Annotated in this window: 13 protein-coding genes; 5 read left to right on the forward strand and 8 right to left on the reverse strand. The window is 37.5% G+C overall.

All coding sequences use genetic code 11. The annotated features are described in order from the left end of the window. The 4 genes from EHQ70_RS05860 (at position 1) to lsa20 (ending at position 4,395) form a co-directional block, all read left to right on the forward strand. Entirely contained in the window at positions 1 to 1,281 is a 1,281-nt protein-coding gene (locus EHQ70_RS05860; protein ID WP_135584446.1) for an ankyrin repeat domain-containing protein, read from the forward strand. Positions 1,282 to 1,329: 48 nt separating this feature from the next. Continuing rightward, a complete protein-coding gene (locus EHQ70_RS05865; protein WP_135584448.1) occupies positions 1,330 to 2,238 on the forward strand; it encodes a thioredoxin domain-containing protein in 909 nt (302 codons plus the stop codon). Positions 2,239 to 2,300: 62 nt separating this feature from the next. Then, positions 2,301 to 3,770, forward strand: coding sequence for an NADase-type glycan-binding domain-containing protein (locus EHQ70_RS05870; protein ID WP_135584450.1), 1,470 nt, complete (start codon positions 2,301 to 2,303; stop codon positions 3,768 to 3,770). 7 nt (positions 3,771 to 3,777) lie between these two features. Next, positions 3,778 to 4,395 (forward strand): LIC11469 family lipoprotein adhesin Lsa20, encoded by a 618-nt coding sequence (gene lsa20 / locus EHQ70_RS05875; RefSeq protein ID WP_135584452.1) that lies wholly within the window; start codon positions 3,778 to 3,780, stop codon positions 4,393 to 4,395. Between the two features lie 26 nt (positions 4,396 to 4,421). Here the strand turns inward: lsa20 and EHQ70_RS05880 are convergent, their stop codons facing one another. The 8 genes from EHQ70_RS05880 to EHQ70_RS05915 form a co-directional block, all read right to left on the reverse strand. Further along, positions 4,422 to 5,264, reverse strand: coding sequence for a CPBP family intramembrane glutamic endopeptidase (locus EHQ70_RS05880; RefSeq protein ID WP_135584454.1), 843 nt, complete (start codon positions 5,262 to 5,264; stop codon positions 4,422 to 4,424). A 354-nt stretch (positions 5,265 to 5,618) separates the two neighbouring features. Next, on the reverse strand, positions 5,619 to 9,314 hold the full coding sequence (locus EHQ70_RS05885; protein ID WP_135584456.1) for a LamG-like jellyroll fold domain-containing protein: 3,696 nt from the start codon (positions 9,312 to 9,314) through the stop codon (positions 5,619 to 5,621). A 473-nt stretch (positions 9,315 to 9,787) separates the two neighbouring features. Then, positions 9,788 to 10,729, reverse strand: coding sequence for a DUF1554 domain-containing protein (locus EHQ70_RS05890; protein ID WP_135584458.1), 942 nt, complete (start codon positions 10,727 to 10,729; stop codon positions 9,788 to 9,790). Positions 10,730 to 10,868: 139 nt separating this feature from the next. Continuing rightward, positions 10,869 to 12,890 (reverse strand): sensor histidine kinase, encoded by a 2,022-nt coding sequence (locus tag EHQ70_RS05895; RefSeq protein ID WP_135584460.1) that lies wholly within the window; start codon positions 12,888 to 12,890, stop codon positions 10,869 to 10,871. Positions 12,891 to 12,964: 74 nt separating this feature from the next. After that, complete coding sequence (locus EHQ70_RS05900) at positions 12,965 to 14,545, reverse strand: C1 family peptidase (RefSeq protein ID WP_135584462.1); 1,581 nt, start codon at positions 14,543 to 14,545, stop codon at positions 12,965 to 12,967. A gap of 9 nt (positions 14,546 to 14,554) precedes the next feature. Continuing rightward, positions 14,555 to 15,130 carry a WG repeat-containing protein gene (locus EHQ70_RS05905; RefSeq protein ID WP_135584464.1) on the reverse strand — a complete coding sequence of 192 codons (576 nt, stop codon included), beginning with the start codon at positions 15,128 to 15,130 and terminating at the stop codon, positions 14,555 to 14,557. A 5-nt stretch (positions 15,131 to 15,135) separates the two neighbouring features. Continuing rightward, positions 15,136 to 15,411 carry a hypothetical protein gene (locus tag EHQ70_RS05910; protein WP_135584466.1) on the reverse strand — a complete coding sequence of 92 codons (276 nt, stop codon included), beginning with the start codon at positions 15,409 to 15,411 and terminating at the stop codon, positions 15,136 to 15,138. Between the two features lie 4 nt (positions 15,412 to 15,415). Then, positions 15,416 to 15,817, reverse strand: coding sequence for a hypothetical protein (locus EHQ70_RS05915; RefSeq protein ID WP_135584468.1), 402 nt, complete (start codon positions 15,815 to 15,817; stop codon positions 15,416 to 15,418). A gap of 269 nt (positions 15,818 to 16,086) precedes the next feature. Between EHQ70_RS05915 and EHQ70_RS05920 the strand changes: the two genes are divergently transcribed. Continuing rightward, on the forward strand, positions 16,087 to 17,967 hold the full coding sequence (locus EHQ70_RS05920; protein WP_135584470.1) for an adenylate/guanylate cyclase domain-containing protein: 1,881 nt from the start codon (positions 16,087 to 16,089) through the stop codon (positions 17,965 to 17,967). Positions 17,968 to 18,016 lie beyond the last annotated feature (49 nt).

The following is an 18,016-nucleotide window of genomic DNA, read 5'->3' on the forward strand; positions in this document are numbered from 1 at the left end:
ATGACTGCAGAAAAAAAACTCACCTTAATGAATCCGTTCCATGGTGGATTGATTTCAACCATCAGACTGATAACTCCACCCATATTAACTTTCATTTTAATTTTTTTTGTTCGTTATTTATCAAATGATGAGTCTTGGAAACGTAACCTTTTAGCAGTTTCATTCCTTTGTTATTACATAGCAGTATCCGTATTGGGTATGTTGCGCGCAGGATCCGCGGTGGAGGAAATTCTGGGAGAGGAAGATGTTGCGGAAGACAAACCATCTCGAATGGTAAGAGCAAGACATTCCGTTCGCATATTCTTTTCTCTTTGGTTTGTAGGTGGAGTTGCCATTCTTGCTGGTCTATATGTTGGAATGAGCAAAAATCGTTGGGATATGCCGATTCCACTTCCGTCCTTACAAATCCTTAGTTCGGTTGTGTGGGCCATTCTTTCCTCGTTATTATTGCAGTTAATGAGTTTTCATAGAGGGCTTTTGTTGAGAATTGGTGGTTCTGCAAAAGGATATATCGCTAGTAGTTTCACGATTTACGGATTCCTCATTTTTTTATTCCCTATATACTTTCTGTTATATGCAGGGAATGGTAAAATACTAAATATTCCTTACCTCATTGCGTTTACGTTACCAACAAATATTATATTAGTATATTTAATTGTTTTGAAATACCGATCGGTTCTAAAAACTTTGGGAGAAAATTCTGAGTTTTTTTTCCATCCAGATACCAGATATGCTGCTAAAAGAGCGTTTTTTGGATTTATACTTTTATTTATTTTGATTAGTTTATTCTTTTTGGATTACTCTAGAAGACAAAAATTACTTTGGATTTATTCAGCTAGAGAAAACCATATAACTCTTTTTCAGGTTCTACGACTAACAGGCGTCGACATTAACGAAGTTGATGAACACAGATACACTCCTCTTTTTTGGGCGATACAAGGTGGTTCGATTCCATTTGTAAAATCGATTGTCCAGGACGGTGCAGATTTAGAAGCGCTGAATGAATTTGGACAAACTCCTTTATTATTAGCAGTTTTGCTTCAGAATGAACCTATGGTAAAGGAATTGGTTTCTCTTGGTTGCAATATCAACCGGGCGGATACAATAGAAGGTCAAACTCCATTGATTCTTGCGGCAAGAGATGGTAGTTTTGAAATCGTAGAGTTTTTGTTAACCCAAAAGGCAAACCCTTTATTGAAAAATAAAAAAGGACAGCTGGCTTTAGAATTAGCATTAGAAAACGGACACCAAAAAATTGCCGATTTATTAAAAGCTAAGTAACAGGATAAAAATCTTGATTAAAACTTCTATTTTGCTAGGTTTTGTGTTGTGCCTTTTATATTTTTCATCATTTTGTTTTTTTCTTGTGAAGAGAGCCCCCGTAAGGATGTTTTTCTACCAGAGTCATTGCCTTCTGAGGAAACCATTAAACTTTCTCTTTCATCTGACTCTCATTTAGCGAAGTTACAAAGTGTTGCGAAATCGGAAGGTAGAACTTTAACGGCATGGAAAGAAAGGGAACGTTCCTTGGTTACCGATGAAGAAATATCAAAGTTTTGGACTTTGGAGAAAAAATCCTTACCAAGGGAAGTCTCTGATACAGATTCAATCGATCGTCTAAGAGAATCAATTCGCATTCGTATCGTATGGAGTCGTATCTTTCACCGAGCGGGTGTTCAATGGAAAGAAAAGTCTTTTGAAATTGGACGAAATGAACTTTTAAAAAAAATATCAATTAAAAATTCACCTAAGTTCGGTTCTTTGGATGCTAAATGGGTGATTGTCGAATGGAGTGATTATTTGTGCAATTTTTGCCGAGATACTTTTCCTCATACTCAGAATATACTTAAAAAATATAAATCGCAAATACTTTATGTTCATAAAGATTTCCCATTAGATTCAGATTCGGAAGAAGGTTTGTTACCTCTTGCCATGGGTCGCTGTTTGTGGAAAAGGGATTCAAAGAATTTTCCTCTCCATATGCAATTGTTATATGGAAATTCTAAAAAAATAACACGTAACGAAAACATAAAGGTTGCCGAGTGGGAATCTCTAACGGAATGCCAATCAAAGGAGCTTAAATCGAAATATTTCGCACTCGTGAAAGATGATTTGAAGGAAGCAGCTGCCTTTGGGGTGAGTTCGGTTCCAACTTTTTGGGTCAATGGTCGATGGATCGTGGGAGGTTTGAATGCTGAAACTTGGGAGCGAGTTTTAAAAGATACAATGAGTCCGTAAAAAATTTCTTGCCTTCTTTTTCAAATCGGTTTTCCTAAATCCACCTTTTCAGAGGACAGAATATGAAATTTAGATTATCTGTAATTCCCTTGTTGCTCTTGCCAGTTTTACTTGTTGTAAATTGTGGCAAAAAACTCCACTTCTCAATGGTTACATCCACTTCAATGGAAAACGGTCTCCCATTTTTTGTGTTAGATGGTAAAGAGTGGAAGGCCGAACCAGGTGCGGAGTTTGTCAAATTGCATTTTTATGCGGACAATGCGTTTTCTTTGAGTAAGGTTTCTATTGAATCTTGTTCTGGTTCTTTTAAAGATCGTATCGCTGCTTATGTAAATTTTGACGAAGTATATGCAAGTACAGACGTTAAAAACTCAAATTCAGAAGTTAATTTTGATCCGATTGTGCAGGCTAGGTCGGTTACTTTGAATTTCCAAAGAAACCAAAATATTTGTTTGAAGTCAGTGAAATTTTATGATGAAAAGAAAAAAGCATATAGAACTTACGCACCGGAAATCATCTCAGGAATCGTAACTGCCTCGGAAACAGCTTCACCGGAACCAACTTACTCTGTTCTAAATCTTTTTGATTCTAAATATGAAAATGGTTATGCTTCTGTCAAAGGTGGTGTTGGAGTCACATTTAACTTTGATTTCACGGAAAAGAAAAAAATATCTGTAATCAAAATTTGGAACGGATACCAACGTTCTGATGTTCATTGTATCAAAAATGGAAGAGTGAAATCCTTTCTTTTGACTGGTGATGACGGATATTCTGCAAAGATAAATGTAGAAGACTCAATGGGAAGCCAAGAGATCGCACTTCCCACTCCTTATCAAGGTCAAAAATTATCCATGAAGGTGGAAGAGATTTATCCAGGTTTAACTGAAAAAGGAATCGTTTTATCAGAGTTACGTTTTGGAAACGACGGAGATTGGTTCGCGATGGATACACTCCCAAAATCCAAAGAGACTGCTAACAAAAATTTTGAAGCCTTCACCAAAGCCTCTTTACGAAAGGTACTGAATCGCGGTTTAACAGGAAGAGAAGTGACAGCCGTAACAGAAGAAGCGGTTACGGATCTACCAGCAGGTGCAGATAACGAAGTTTCCGTGGAAGAGAACTTGGATCCACCTTCGGCTTCTGATTGGACCATTCGATTGCGCTCTGACGGAACTTTCTTTTTGGAAGGTTCCACAGCACGTACCAATTACGATGCGGGTGAAGAAAGTTCTCAGCGTTTTTATGGAATGGGGAACTATGAAATTAAAGAGACAAGTCCTGGAAAGATAGATCTTCGAATTTTTGGATTCCTCCGTAAACAAACGTTCACAAATTTTTTAGATTATGGGGAAGGGGATTGTAATGGTTGCGGACGAGATTGTAACCAAGTAAAAAATCCTGATCCAAATAATACGGAGAAAATTTTTCAGGAATTTGTGACACTACAAGTAAGAGGAAAACATTTTTATCTGACCAATTCTAAAAAAACAGAAAACTTAGACTTCTCTACTTTGGAATTAAGTTTAGAATGAAATAGTAATGAATTATTTTTTGAATAAATTAACTTTTATTAGCTTGTCAATTTTATTTGTAATCATCTTCTCCTGTGGTGGGGAGGGTGAAAAAAAAGAGAATTCTCAAACAGAAACGCTCATTTCGAATCCGCATAAAGCAAGTAAGGTTTCTATTTTTATCAAATGGGAAACAACGAAACTCCCTTTACAAATGGAAATTCGAGAACCAAGTGGCGAACAAAATTTGGTATTATGGACCACTGGGTCAGTCAAAGAAGGAAAACGAGCTCCGTTTGGAGATTTGATTCCCGAGAGTCTTCTCATTTTAAAGCCAGGCTCTAAAAAGCAGTTTTTACTTGTGATGAAAAATCCAACGGACAGAGCTGTATATTTTTTTGCGGCTCCCCATTCCGCTATGCCTGCGGAACATAGTTTTGGATTTAAATTCAAATGTTTATGTGTCAACCATGCCTTTACTGTCCCGCCGAAGGAAACTTGGTATCGAGTTGTTGAAATTCGGTTAGCACCCGATTTTTTGGGTGATCAACTGACTCTAACTCATAACCTAATCGGTATCAGTCGAGAGAGAATGTTACAATTTGAGAAAAGTGCTGGAAAATCTATCCCTAACGAGATGGATTGAGTTTGGCATTTACTTTAGAAATAAGATTATACCAATTCGATTTTTTTATTCTCTAACGTTCTGTCGTATGAAAGTTTGAGAAACCACACGAAGGCTATCATAAACATCCAGGAGATTCCACCTGAGACAAGTCTTTCTCCACCGAAGACCCAATGATTGTCATGGGGAATAGAATCTACAAAATACGGCTGCATTTTGACGACGTAAACCCAACCAGCATGGATTCCGATGGAAAGATACAATGCACGAGTGTAAATCCATGCTAAAGATAAGGTATATCCGACCAAAAATAGCCCAATAAATTCAGATACAAAAATCAAAGGATCTGAAATAGGTCGTATGAAATGAGTGAGAGAGAAGAATAAACTTGTATATACTGAGGCTTTTTTTTCTCCTAAATCACTAATCCATGATTGTAAGAGGTAACCTCGAAAAAACAATTCTTCAACAAATGCGATACAAAACACAGCAGCTAAGAAGTACAAACATTTAACTAAATCGAAGAACTCCCAAGTTTTTGGTGCCAAGGTAGAAACATCAAAGAAAATTTTCACAACAACTACAAGTGATAAAGATAAAATTCCGGCTAAAAAACCAATCCAGAGTTGTTGTTTTCTTTTTGAAAAATTTTCAAGCCCGAGGGATTGTATTGATTTTTTATCGATCTTTTTTCGAAACCAAATCAGAGAAATGAAAAGTATAACAGTAGCTGTCCGCGATAAGATTTTGGAAAAATGATATGGTTTTAATTGAGTCTCTGGGTTGTTCTGATAAAGAAACATCTGTAAGCTGTAAATAGCTAAGCTGGCAATTAGGCTTAAAAAGATGATAGATAGGAAAAAAACAGTAAACTTTTTATATACGGACATAAGGAAGGTTCGCTAAAGCTAAAAGTGTTAGTATTTTAGTATATCTTACTTTTGGATTAAATGTTTTTTTTATTATTTTTTAACGGTTGCCTCTTCTTTTTCTTGGCTGAATCAGGTTCAGTGATTAAAATATGTCGAACTCGACTAGAAAAATTTTTTTCCAGTCTTGGTCAGACAATTAAAAAATTCAAAACCCAATCTTGTTTTCCTTAATCTTTCTGAACGGTGTTTTTTCAAATACTCCTGAACAAGATTTAAAAATTCCAAAGATAAAAGTTGTAATGATTTTGATGGCTTTTGGCCACCTAACGAACAAGATATGAAATGGAGACTGACTAGTTGATTGATTTCTGGTTACGGGCAGGGGTGGCTTACTGCAAGATTGTATTTATTGGAAAGATAACATTCAACAATTTCTCTGTCAACGGTAGAAAGTTGCTGGTCGAAATAGATCAAATCACCAAGAAAACCTTCTAAATAATCTCCATCAAAGGCGGGTGCTCCTCCGCCCCAATAGAACCTACCGATGTCCAATTGTCCGGCAGAACAATTATAAGCGGTAGCCCCAAAACTTGAGGATGCCTCAATGGCTCCACCTTTATAAATATTTCCAGAAGTTCCATCATAATCGAGAGTCATTAATATTTCTTCATTGACTCCACTGTAACTTGCGTTAGAGATCAATCGAATTGAGTTAAGTTGCAAGTCGAATAAGCTGATTTGGTTCCCAGACCCATTGGGTAAATACAATAACTTACCTGATGTGCCATTATGAAAAATTCCATCGCTGCCAGAACCATCCATATCATTAAATACGGCAAAGATTGTGTTCGCGGGAGTGTTTAATTCAGGAATGCAAGCTCTAGTTAAATATGTTCCTACTGAACTCACAAAACGCAAACCTTTTGATCCGTTGATACCGATAGCGTTAAAAATTGGCTGTTGGGCCCCCGTGCCTTGGCTGACATGAAGGCCGTTCCCACTCCGGTCATCCAAAACACCTACACAATTGGATCCTCCCACACAAAGGCCTGGGCCAAAAGATGCGGCCTCCGGCATCAAGAAAAACTTTAAACTGCTACTAGCAGGTGTTTGGTTCCAGCTACTGACCTGGGTCGGATAATGGCCTGACAAGGCTCTGATCTCCGAAATACTAAGAACACGATTGTAGATTCTAATTTCATCAAGGTCGCCAGTAAAGTTTGCGATTCCATCTAGGCGTCTGCCCACTTCCAAACTGGCTCCAGGAACAGTAGACCATGATTTAGGCCCTGCAGCACGTAAAACTCCATTCTCATAAATTTCAGTGTTTGTGGAATTATAAGTTCCGCAGAGATGCATCCATTGGTTTCGAAAACCTTCATGAAAGGTTGTGACGTCATCTGCCACACCAAACATACCTGTAACTGTATCAGAAACCACAAGCCCATTCCCTTGTGAGGTCGTAAAGGTTCCATATCCCACGATGTATTCACCAATAGAACTGGATTTATTAAACCATGCACAAATCGTCCTTGGATTATTTCCTATTGGCAAACCACTTGGACTCAATTTTTGCATAAAGGAAGCGCCATTAAAATAATAGGCGCCATTGGGATGTCCGTTGCGGTCTGTTGTGGTTATGGCTCCCGAGATCGTCAAATCATTTTGAAAATTTCCATAGTCTTTTGAATTCCCGTTGAACGGAAAATAGGTGATGAGTCCGAAAGGAACTTGCACTGCTAGTTTTTGGATGTCATCGTTGGCAAGGGCACCATTAAAAAAACGAACATCAGAGATTTTCCCTTTGAAGAAAAAACCATTCCCTGCATCTCCCACCTTGAAACTATTTGCTGGTGGGTTCGGATTCATCGTAAAAACAAGGGGATCCATTTTGCCATTGATATAGATTTTCCAGTTGGTAGCATTCCGAGTTAATACGACATGAGACCATTGGTTTAAGGGTAATTTCATTGTGGAATTCCCACTACTTGCAACGGCTCCTAAACTTATCGCTAAAGTACGAGTGTTCCTATCGAAAGTGAGGCCATATCCATTGGAACCACCCTGACCATTATAGAATATAAACTGCGTGCTAACTCCACCTGCTGGATATATCCAAGCAGAAATGGTTAAATTATCTGTAATGACTGGATTGATGTTTGCTGTTGACTGGATGACTTCTCCGCCCCCATGAAATTCGTAAGCTCCACCCGCGAGTCCATTTTCATCCATAGTGGGAGTGGGTGCACCTGTCACCAAACTATTGTTTGTCCCAATCGAGTCGTTTGTGTTTCCATCAAAGGTATAACGAAGTAGTTCTGAAGATTCTAGGTAACGAAGGGAGTGGTTTCCCGTATCTGCAATATAGATATTGAGTCCATCTGACAATAAATAACCTGGAAAGTTCAAAAGCCCATTTCCTCCAGTATTATCTGCGTATCCAGTAACACTTCCGACTAAGGTTGTGACTTTATTTGTTGTTAGGTTTAGATGCCTGATTTTATGACCAGACCATTCAGAAATAAATAAATCGGTTCCATCGGTTGTAAGGCCATGTGGATCGTTGAATTGTGCGGCAGTTCCAATTCCATCAGTGGAAGCTTGCACCCCATCACCAGCAATGGTATCAACAGCATTGGATCCTGTAAGGGCAATTCTACGAATTTTATGACCTCCAACACCAATATCAGAAACATAGAGGTAACTTCCTAGGCCGACCACTGCGATTGGGGACACGAAACGTGCGTTAGTTCCTATCGGGTCGTTGACAAAGCTACACAATGTTGGGCCGCCGGCAATAGTACTCACTGTAGTTGTTACAGGATTCACAACACGAATGGTGCAATTTCCCCTATCCACAACATAGATGGTTCCATTAAAAACAGTGATCCAGGATGGGTTGTTAAAAGAAGCTAGGATCCCTGAAGTATTGTCAGCCGAGGCTGCATTTCCAGAACCAGCAAATGTAGATACCGCAGCGGTTGTTAGGTTAACAGTTCTAATCCTTCTACCAGCTGCTTCTAAAACAAATAAACTGTTTCCGTTTGTTGTGAGGCCAACAATCCCATTAAACTGAGCAGAGGTTCCAACCCCATCTTGGCAACTGGTTGTGACAGTGCCCGGACAAACTGTCCCACCACCGGTATTTCCTCCGGCTAGGATGGTTGTAGTGCCGTTGGATTTATCGATTTTACGAATTACAGCATTATTAGTATCCGCTACATATACAAAGTTACCATCTGTAGCAATCATACCTGGGCCATTAAAGCGAGCCACTGTTGGCCCGGCAGAAGCAACGGCTCCGCCGGTAATGGCGCCAGCACCACCAGCGTTAGTAGGATAAGATCCAACTCTGGTTCGAATGAATGTTTTTCTTCCGATTAAGTTAGTTCCTAAATTTGTACTTGGATTTTGGTGGAGATTCCCTCCAACAATATAACCAGTAACACATGTTATGAATATGGTTACGTTGGTAGCAGCGATTGTGCCTATTGATAATGTTGGGTTGTCAAAAGAACAGATTGTACCTACTGGCTGTGAGGTGATGACTACGGAATAATTGGTTCCAGTTGCTGCGAGAGTTGAAAATTTTGTGAGACCATCTGTAGCAATGTTTAGAGTTTCTGCTCCATTATTTTGTACACTGATGGTTCCACTTAAACCAGAGAGGTTTACACCAACTTCATAAAAGTTTGAACCCAGTCCACAAGTGATACTTACGTTTGTTACATTGTTGCTCTGAACAACACCTTGTGCATTGGCAATCGTACAAACCAATCCTGCACCATTGGTTACAAAACTGACATCATAACTTTGGCCTGAACTGAGTTTGGTAGGGAAAACGAAATTTCCATCAGCACTCACTGTTACTGATTCTTGGTTGTTTGTGAGTGTGACTGATGTTCCAGGAAGGAGCCCCGATACAGCTCCACCAATACTATGTCCTGTAAACTGTGGACCGGAAAAAAAACGGAGGAAAGCTAAAAAATCCAAAGGGCTGCGAGTCAGGGAAGGGAACGAGCAGGAAGAAAGAACCAGAAATACCAATGGTAGTGTAAATTTCTTCATTTTAGTAACTCGTTGTTTATTGAAGTGTGGAATGTTTGGGATTTTTATCAAGATATTTCGACTTTCCATTTTGGAAGTTTCTAATTTTTGATGTAACCTGATCTTTTTTGAAAGGTTTCCTTTGCATTTTTGTTGTTTTTGTATCCATCCTACTTTTTCAATTCACGAAACTACCCAGAAAAAGACTGTTGCAGTTCAAAATGATTCATTCGTTCCTGAATTTTTGTTCTGAAATCTATATCGGAACGACCCGTGTCATAAAATCCATTATACTCATTGGCCAAGAGGAAAAGGTAGGAATTCTACTGTTTGCGTTTACTTTGTCCGGAAGTTCTGTATCGGTTGTGGTATCTACTCATCTTATTTTCTTTTATCCAATGTAGCCCCTCGGATTTGCAGAACGCGAATGATGTATATAGTCTCGAATTTAATGAAATGCAAATATTGATCTGTTTACTGAAATTATTAACTCATTATTGTTCTACACAAAGTAAGGAATATGAGTTTCCACAAGTTAAAGAGGCACTGGAGAGGGAGCCGCTACCTGTTTGGTTGTATTGGGTTGTTGTTACCGATCCAGAATTTAAACTATAATTCGTGCAGGTAAGTCCTGCAAAAACTGTCCAGTTACCAGACATTCCGCTGATTCCTGTAGCTGCAGCTGCTGACCAACTATTTGTTAGAGTTCCAAAAATGAATAATCCATTAGCATTGGTTGTCATGATCGGTGTAATTCCGTTAGATCTCACATAATTTGTGTTTGGTTTTAATACCCAATCAATTTGTCCATCTCCGACGTTGGCAGTAATTGAGGCTCTTCTACAAGGAAGAGAACTACAGCCAGATTCGTCGACAAGTAAAGCTTTGTAAAGAGATCCACCAACTGGTTTGGCACCATCACTATTACAAATTGTATCGGCGCCGGCGATACTTCCGATCGTAGGAATTGGATAGGTTGCTCCCGTTACAAATATTTTAAGAGTTGCGGGTGTTGGGGAAAAAAAAACTTCATCGGATGGAAGACTCTCTTTGTGGTTTAGGGAATTTTCAGCAACAATGCGATAATAATAGACAACTCCATTGGTGAGACCTGTATGCGTTAGTTTTGCATCCTGAGTAATAATTTTATTAGCGGTAAGCAGATTGCTATTGGAAGTATTGGACCAATACACTGAATAACGATTTGCACAATAGCTTGAATTCCAATTTAGTGCAATTTGTCCATTACTCGGGGTGGCGATCAAATTTTGTGGTTTGGCTGGCGGCGATGCGGAAATTTCACAGTTCGATTGTACCAATATATTGGTTAAACCGCACTTTTCTTCTGCATCGTTGAAATTGCAGAGATCATCAGGTTTACAATACAAAGTGAGAATAAAAATCAAACTAGATATTTTTAGAACTTTCGATTTCATTGGCTACATTTTACTTATAAAATTTGAAAATTGTCAATAAATTATAGATTTTGAAAAGGTCGACGATAGACGACTTTTGGCTAGATAGTTTAGGTTTGATGAATATATTGTAATTATCCGGTTACTCCTTTCGATCTTTCTAAATTGTTTTGTTTTTGGGAAACTCTAAAATAAATTTACTACCTTTTTCTGGTTTGGATTCTACTCGGATGTTTCCTCCATGAAGGCGCATGAGTTCCAAACAGAGTTTGAGACCAATACCAAATCCTTTTTCGCCCATAGTTCCTTGCGATGGAATTGGATTAGAAAAAATTTCTTTTTGGCGATTTATGGAAATGCCTTGGCCATTATCTTCAATTGTAACTTCAGTGAAATCCTTGTGATCCTCTAAACCAATTCGAATCCAACCATTCGGATGACTGAATTTTATTGCATTTGTAATTAGATTCCGAATGATTTCTACAAGCATGGACATATCTGCATAAACAGTATCAGATTCGGTAACGAGTATTTCTAAACGTAATGATTTTTTTTGCAGTTCAAATGAAAAAGATTCTTTGAGAGAACTTACGATTTCTAATAACTTGTTTTCCGATAGTTGTAAATGGATTAGTCCTTGATCCAATCGGAATCGATTTAGATTTAAAAGATGTTCTACTGTCGACAGGGCATTTTCTAAAATTACAAACACTTGTTTGAAAATATGTGTTTTTTCATCTTCATTTGAGTTTTTATCCGTTACAATGGTTAACGCTGAGTAAACGGTGCTTAATGGAGATCGTAAATCGTGTGCCACAAGGGAAATAAATTTATCTTTCCATTTGTTGGCTTCTTCTGCAATTTGTTTTGCTTCCTTGTATTCCTTTGTGCGAAGAACGACTGTTTTTTCCAAAGATTCATTGAGTGCCGAAAGTTCTTTTCCCAACATCTCAGTTTTGATAAAAGACTTTGTGAAATACGAAGCTAATATTAATGATTGGAATAAAACAGTTGATAAATAAGAATATTTAAGTATTAAAAAATAATTTAAAATCCCATAGAGATATAAAGTGTCGTTGATTGCACTTAAAAATAGGAAAATTTGAATTAGAAGTAAAGGTATCGCCATTTCTCTTTTTTGGAAAACAGCATACGTAATACAAATGATTGAATAAAGTAATCCAAGGATGGTTAAAAATATTCCATAAAATGTTGTTTGTGATCCCCACTCAGATGGTGTTAGCAAAACAAAAAGAAACAAAATGGAGCAGGAAATAACAAAAAAGTGAGTGATTCTCTTTGAAAAATTTTCCGGAAATCGTTCTTTTAAAAATAAAAGATAAAAGGGCATTGCTAAGTAAAAAATTAAAGATAAAGCAAATGCTAGGCGGTAAGGAACTTCTGGGAATAAATAGTATAAAGAATCTCCATTCAAAGAGATGGAGTGTAGGGAAATGACAAAACTATACAGGCCGAAGTATAGAATTAAGGATCGATTCCTTCTGAATAAAAATGCTACAAAATGATAAAAAGCCATAAACACTAGAGCACCCGTAAGAAGGGAATCTCTAATAGCTTCGTTTAATATTTGTTTATTGGTAGTTTGGTATAACCCCAAAGTTGGTGGATACCAAAATGCTCCATCGTCATGATAGAAATTGGATATATGGATCAGAATATTGATCTCTTTATTTGGGTGTGGCAGGACTACAATTCCTGAACTGCGAGTTGGGATCATCGTTTCTCTGGTTGTGCCAACTTTACCAAGTTCTAACTTCAAAATGCCATCTATATAGACAGACATTGCGGCACCTCCCGTTTGGAAAAAACGAAGGGTATAAATGTTTTCTTTTGCAGTTTCCGGAAATAAAATATTTAATTGGTATGTAGCATAGCCAGTTCCTTCAAATTTATTTTTCCATCTTTCTCCGATAACTTGGAAATTTTTAGAATTCTCCGCGTTTTGATTATGAAAGTTAAGTAAGTTATTAGGTGTGAGTTGGTTTGGCGGGATCAATTGATTCCATTGGAAGGCCCACTCACCAGACAGAAAAAGAGTAGATGCAAAGTCCCATTGCTTTAGATCCATTTTCCCTTGGGTGGCAATGGGGCTTTCTGTTGTATTAGAAAGTGGTGCACAACTACATAGGCAAAGTAACCAAAACAAAAGTTTCCAATTCATTTTTCAAAAAAACCGGTGGTTCGGATTTTATCCGACACTGCCATCGTGAAAACTTGAGTTCTGGTGTCACAGGTTTATTTTTCTTTATCAAACTCAATTAGTACAAAGTCGAGTGTATTGGGATCATGGTCTGTTGAAATTAAATCAACCTTGTCTCCTGCTTTGCCGAATTGGGATGTTTTGGAAAGTTTTGTTTTGAACGCCGATTGGAATTTCTCTAAATAAGAGGTTGATTTGGATTTATTGACCGCTGCATTGATTGATTTGTAATCTAGTTGTTTTTTTGCAAAAACAACTGCGATACTATCTTTTTTACCAACGTTATCTACTTCTAAACTTTGTTTTTTGGGAAATACTCTGACTCCACTGGTTCCACAATAAGGACTATGTTTGTCCGTATAAGGAAATAGAACATAGGAACTACCATCTGTATCTTGTCCAAAAATATAAAGATAAATTGGTTTTTCGTTTTTTACACTTACTTTGAAACGTGTTCCAATTTTAACCTTTTCCTTCGTTTTATATACGTTATCCTTTGTTTGTTCCAGCTGAATGAATTCTTTTGTTGCATTATCAATTAGGCCAAGTTGGTAAGAAAAAGTTTCGTTAGGTGCAAAAGTTTTTGGTGGATAAAGTGCATAGGCTTCTCTTACGAATAAATTAAAGTCTTCGTAACGAATCCAAAAAATTCCTTTATGACCAAATCGTTCTCCCCAAGAATTCATGATTTGGATGGCTCCACCTTCTTTGTTATCATCATAACCAATGGCAGTCATTGCATGGCCACCCCAGTCTCCGGATGAATCTTTTCCTTTTTTATAACGTTTGACCGCTTTGTAATCCTCTGAAGTGGGAATCCAAACTGCTTTGTTTAGATCTAAAAAAGTTCCGCCCACTTCCATCGAAATCACTACGGGCGAACCTTGGGATAGATATTGTTTGATCGAATCAATATCAGTTTCGTATTTTTCGCCATCTTCTGTTAGGCGCTGGTAACCCTCAATTCGAAACTCTTTTGCTTTTTCTTTTTGTTCTGAGGAAGGTTTGTTGCGACAGGAATTTTCATTGTATGGAAATTCTGAATACTGTAAGTTTCCTTGTTTTTTTAAATCCTCAAGTAAGTCCACAGGATAAGCACCATCACAATTTTTATCCGTGTTTTGATTGAATAAGTAAGCGGGACTGAAACTAACTTTGTTTGGATCTTCGCCAGTTGCTTTCGCGTGTAAAATTGTACGAGCCGCATAAGATACGGCCCAACCAGTGCAAGATCCTTGTTCTCCTTGGCTTTGTCTTTTGGGAGCGTATTTGAGTAGGGAAACTTCGGAAGGTAATGTGTTCTCAGAATCTTTAGAAAGAGGTTCATAAACAGGTGTTGCGTCATACTTTTTCGTATCAAACTTTGCACCTAATTTATGAGGACCATCTGACACAGATTCGGTGGAATGATCCTCTTCTGTGTCAGAATCATCTGAAATACTTCCAATACAAATGAGTCCGAGTAGGCCTATCAGTAGAATCGGGATCATTACCTTTGGGTATTTGAAAATAAGTCCACCGAGGAAGGCGAAAATCGCTATTAGAAAAAAAGAACTACCTTCTGATTTTGATTCTTCTTCTGGTTCCTTGTCGTCATCTGTCATTCGAATTGGCATTGTGATTCTCTATTTGAAGTTGATTGTACTTTTTGTTTTGTTGTTGGTAACGTTGGCTGTTTTCTTTTTTGCATCGATGGAATTGATTGATTCAAATTCGATAGGAATGACTAGTTTGCCTGTTTTATTTATGGCACCATACTTTCCTCCTACGATCCTTGAATGTTCTTCCTCTGGTTGTAATTTACAGCCATTACATACGATAGAAAAACCATTTTCGAAAGGAAAAACAAAATCATAAGTTGCTGGGATTTGTTTTTTGCAATGAGAATCAAAAAAACCGAACTTACCATTTTCTACAAACCGCGCGAGTTTTTCTGAATAATAATCAGGCCCATTATCATAAACAAAGGTTTCCAAAAGAATTTTGTTTTTGGTATCGATACATACCCACTTGTTCTCACTCACAACAAAACTGACTGATTCTTTAGTGAAGTCCATCACATGTTGGTATTGGGGTTTGATGATGACTTTACCCGATTTATTTTTAAAACCATAAAGCCCATTTTCTTCAAAAGAAATTGGAAGATTTGGTTTGGCAAATAATGGCATAAAGCAAATTAAGAAAGTAAAAAGAAATTTCATAACACCTACTGATTAAAAATTAGATAGTAAACCATTGTAACTAAACCAAGGCTTGTGATTAAAGGAACGATGACTCCGGGAAAGGTAAATCCAAAAACCCAAAACAAACCGACGACAAGTCCTAGATTAAAACCTATTGGTACGGTAATCATTGTGATCATAGACCAAGCAGGATTTTGATCGAATTGTGCAATGATGAAAGGTCCAAAAAAGCCAATGGCCCCACCTAATGCAATGAACCCTGCAATAATTAAAACAGATTTTACTATTGTTCCTATCATAATCTTATTTGACGCAGTTCCAACCAGTCTGCCATTTACGATCGTTTGTGTGATTCCACTTCCCATCTAAATGAGTAGGGTCTGGAGACATACGTTTGATGGCTAGTTCGAACTCAAACGCTCCTGAATCACCAGTTTCTGATTCAGACCAAACACCACTAAATGTATTCCCAGTAATGGTTCCTCTCAAACTTCCTCCGTTGGTATCATAAACACCAGTGACTGAAATTCCATTTTGTTTGAGTGTTAGTTTCCCAAAGTCACCACAATCCCAAGTGCCTGATATATTTTTTGTAAATCCACCATGTGGTTTTGCTTCATACTGTTGTCCTTTTTGTGCTGGAACGGATGCAGTCAGCGTAAAAAAAATACAAATCGAAACGATTGTTGATAGTTTTAATTTCATCTAGTCTCCTTTAGATTACAAAACTCTAAAGTTCTAAAATTTACTGTCAAGTTCTTTGAACCAGATTTGTTGTTCCGCTTCATTGACAGATTGTTCCTATCTGATTAAAAAACATCGCATTATTTCTGGTATTTAGTAGTTCACCGTAGTTTATGTAGAAGGCATTTCGAAAATCATAAAGAATTAGATTTTAGAAGTATGGGATTCTGAAAACTAATCCAAAGTTTTCTGAATAGATGAATTATTCTTTTGATTAGTTGTGTATCCCAATGATTCTAAATCGATTGACAATCTCCTACCATTCGTTAGCATTCCAAGAAATGTTTCCTGCCATCCATAACGTAGTTGTATTGATTGCCATTAGTTTTTGTACTATGTGTTCTGCAAAATCTGGACAATCGCAAAGTCCAATTGCACTTGCTGGAACAATGGATTTGAGTGTTTGGTCTTGGAGTCAAGGACCTGTTTCGCTTGATGGAGAATGGACTCTAAACGAAATTCCTTGGGAAGTTCCGTCTACAAAAGGATTTCATGGAAATCCAATTGGTTATGGCGTTTACCGATTAAAAATTAAATTACCTGACAGTTCCTCGGATTTAGCAATTTTATCTCCTTTGGTGGGAACCGCCTTTTCTTTGTCAGTTGATGGGGATGTCATTGCAGAAGAAGGTAAAATTTCTTCAGTTCCAGGAGGAGGTTCTCCTTCTTATCGACCGAGGGTGATCTTAATTCCCAAAACTGATAAATCAGAAATCAATCTAATGGTTGAAGTTTCAAATTGGGATGATCAATTTGGAGGTATTTATTATAGTTTAAGACTTGGTACTTTAGAACAGATTCAAATGATTCGAACACAAGCCATTATATGGGAAGCTTTACTTTTTGGTGCTATCTTCCTTATGGGTCTTTATCATTGTGGTTCCTTTTTCTTTCGAAGTCAAAATAGAGCTCCGCTTTGGTTTGGAGTCTTTTGTTTAATGATTTCATTTCGTTCTACTCTATATAGTGAAACTTTATTTTTGGAAATTTTCCCAGATGTCAGTTGGTATTTTGTAATTCGTGGAGTTTATGCTACGATGGCGTTGGCTCTTGTTAGTTTTGCAGCATTTGTGGACAGGTTGTATCCTAGACACTCCTATCGGCCAATAACAATCCTTACTGTTACAGGGGGAATTGTTTATGCAATCATCAATGTCGTCGCTCCAATTGTTTGGACAACAAAACTACTTGTCCCTTTTCAATTACTCCTCGTGTTCTATGGTATCTATAGTTTAATCACTGTTGGTCGAGCCCTCATTCATAAAGAACCAGGTGCTGGTTTGTTTGTAGGGGGTACGGGTATCTTTTTATTTACCGTTCTACTTGATATAGTCAAAAGTCATTTTTTCTGGAATCTACCTTCGCTTGTGAATGTAGGAACCCTTGTTTTTATTTTAGCACAGTCTTTGGTTGTTGCACGTTTATTTGCCAATGCATTTGCGACGAGTGAGATGCATTCTGCAGCCTTGGAAAGAATTAACTCATCTCTTGAAAGATTTATTCCTCGAGAAGTTTTGGGTTTTTTAAACAAAAAAAGTATTACCGAAATTGTTTTAGGTGATTTTTCTGAAATGAAAATGACTGTGTTCTTTTTGGACATTCGAAACTTTACTGGTTTATCAGAATCAATGAGTCCTAAAGAAAATTTTAAGTTTATCAACTCATTTCTTAAATTGTTTGGTCCTATCATTAGAGATCATAATGGATTTGTAGATAAATATATGGGAGATGGAATCATGGCTCTTTTTCCTGGGCCACCTGACGAATCATTGGCGGCAGCAATTGCGATGAGACATACCCTAAGAGAATACAACGACGGGAGAGTTCGGGGAGGATACCAAGCTGTCGAGTTTGGTATTGGAATTCATACTGGTCCATTGATGCTTGGAACAATAGGCGAAAATAGAAGAATGGACTCTACTGTCATTAGTGATACAGTGAATGCTGCGAGTCGATTAGAAGGATTAACTAAAAAATATTCTGTTGATATACTTGTTTCAGGCTCTACTATCGCTGGTTTAGAACATCCAGAAGAATTCCATACAAAATTTATTGCTGAAGAGACAGTGAAAGGTAAGTTGAAACCTATGGAAGTGTTTCTCGTAACATAATTCGCTTAGATTTTTTAAAAAGTAAATGACTTTTATGCGATCTCGGTGC

It is taken from the genome of Leptospira congkakensis (assembly GCF_004770265.1).
Classification (GTDB): domain Bacteria; phylum Spirochaetota; class Leptospiria; order Leptospirales; family Leptospiraceae; genus Leptospira_A; species Leptospira_A congkakensis.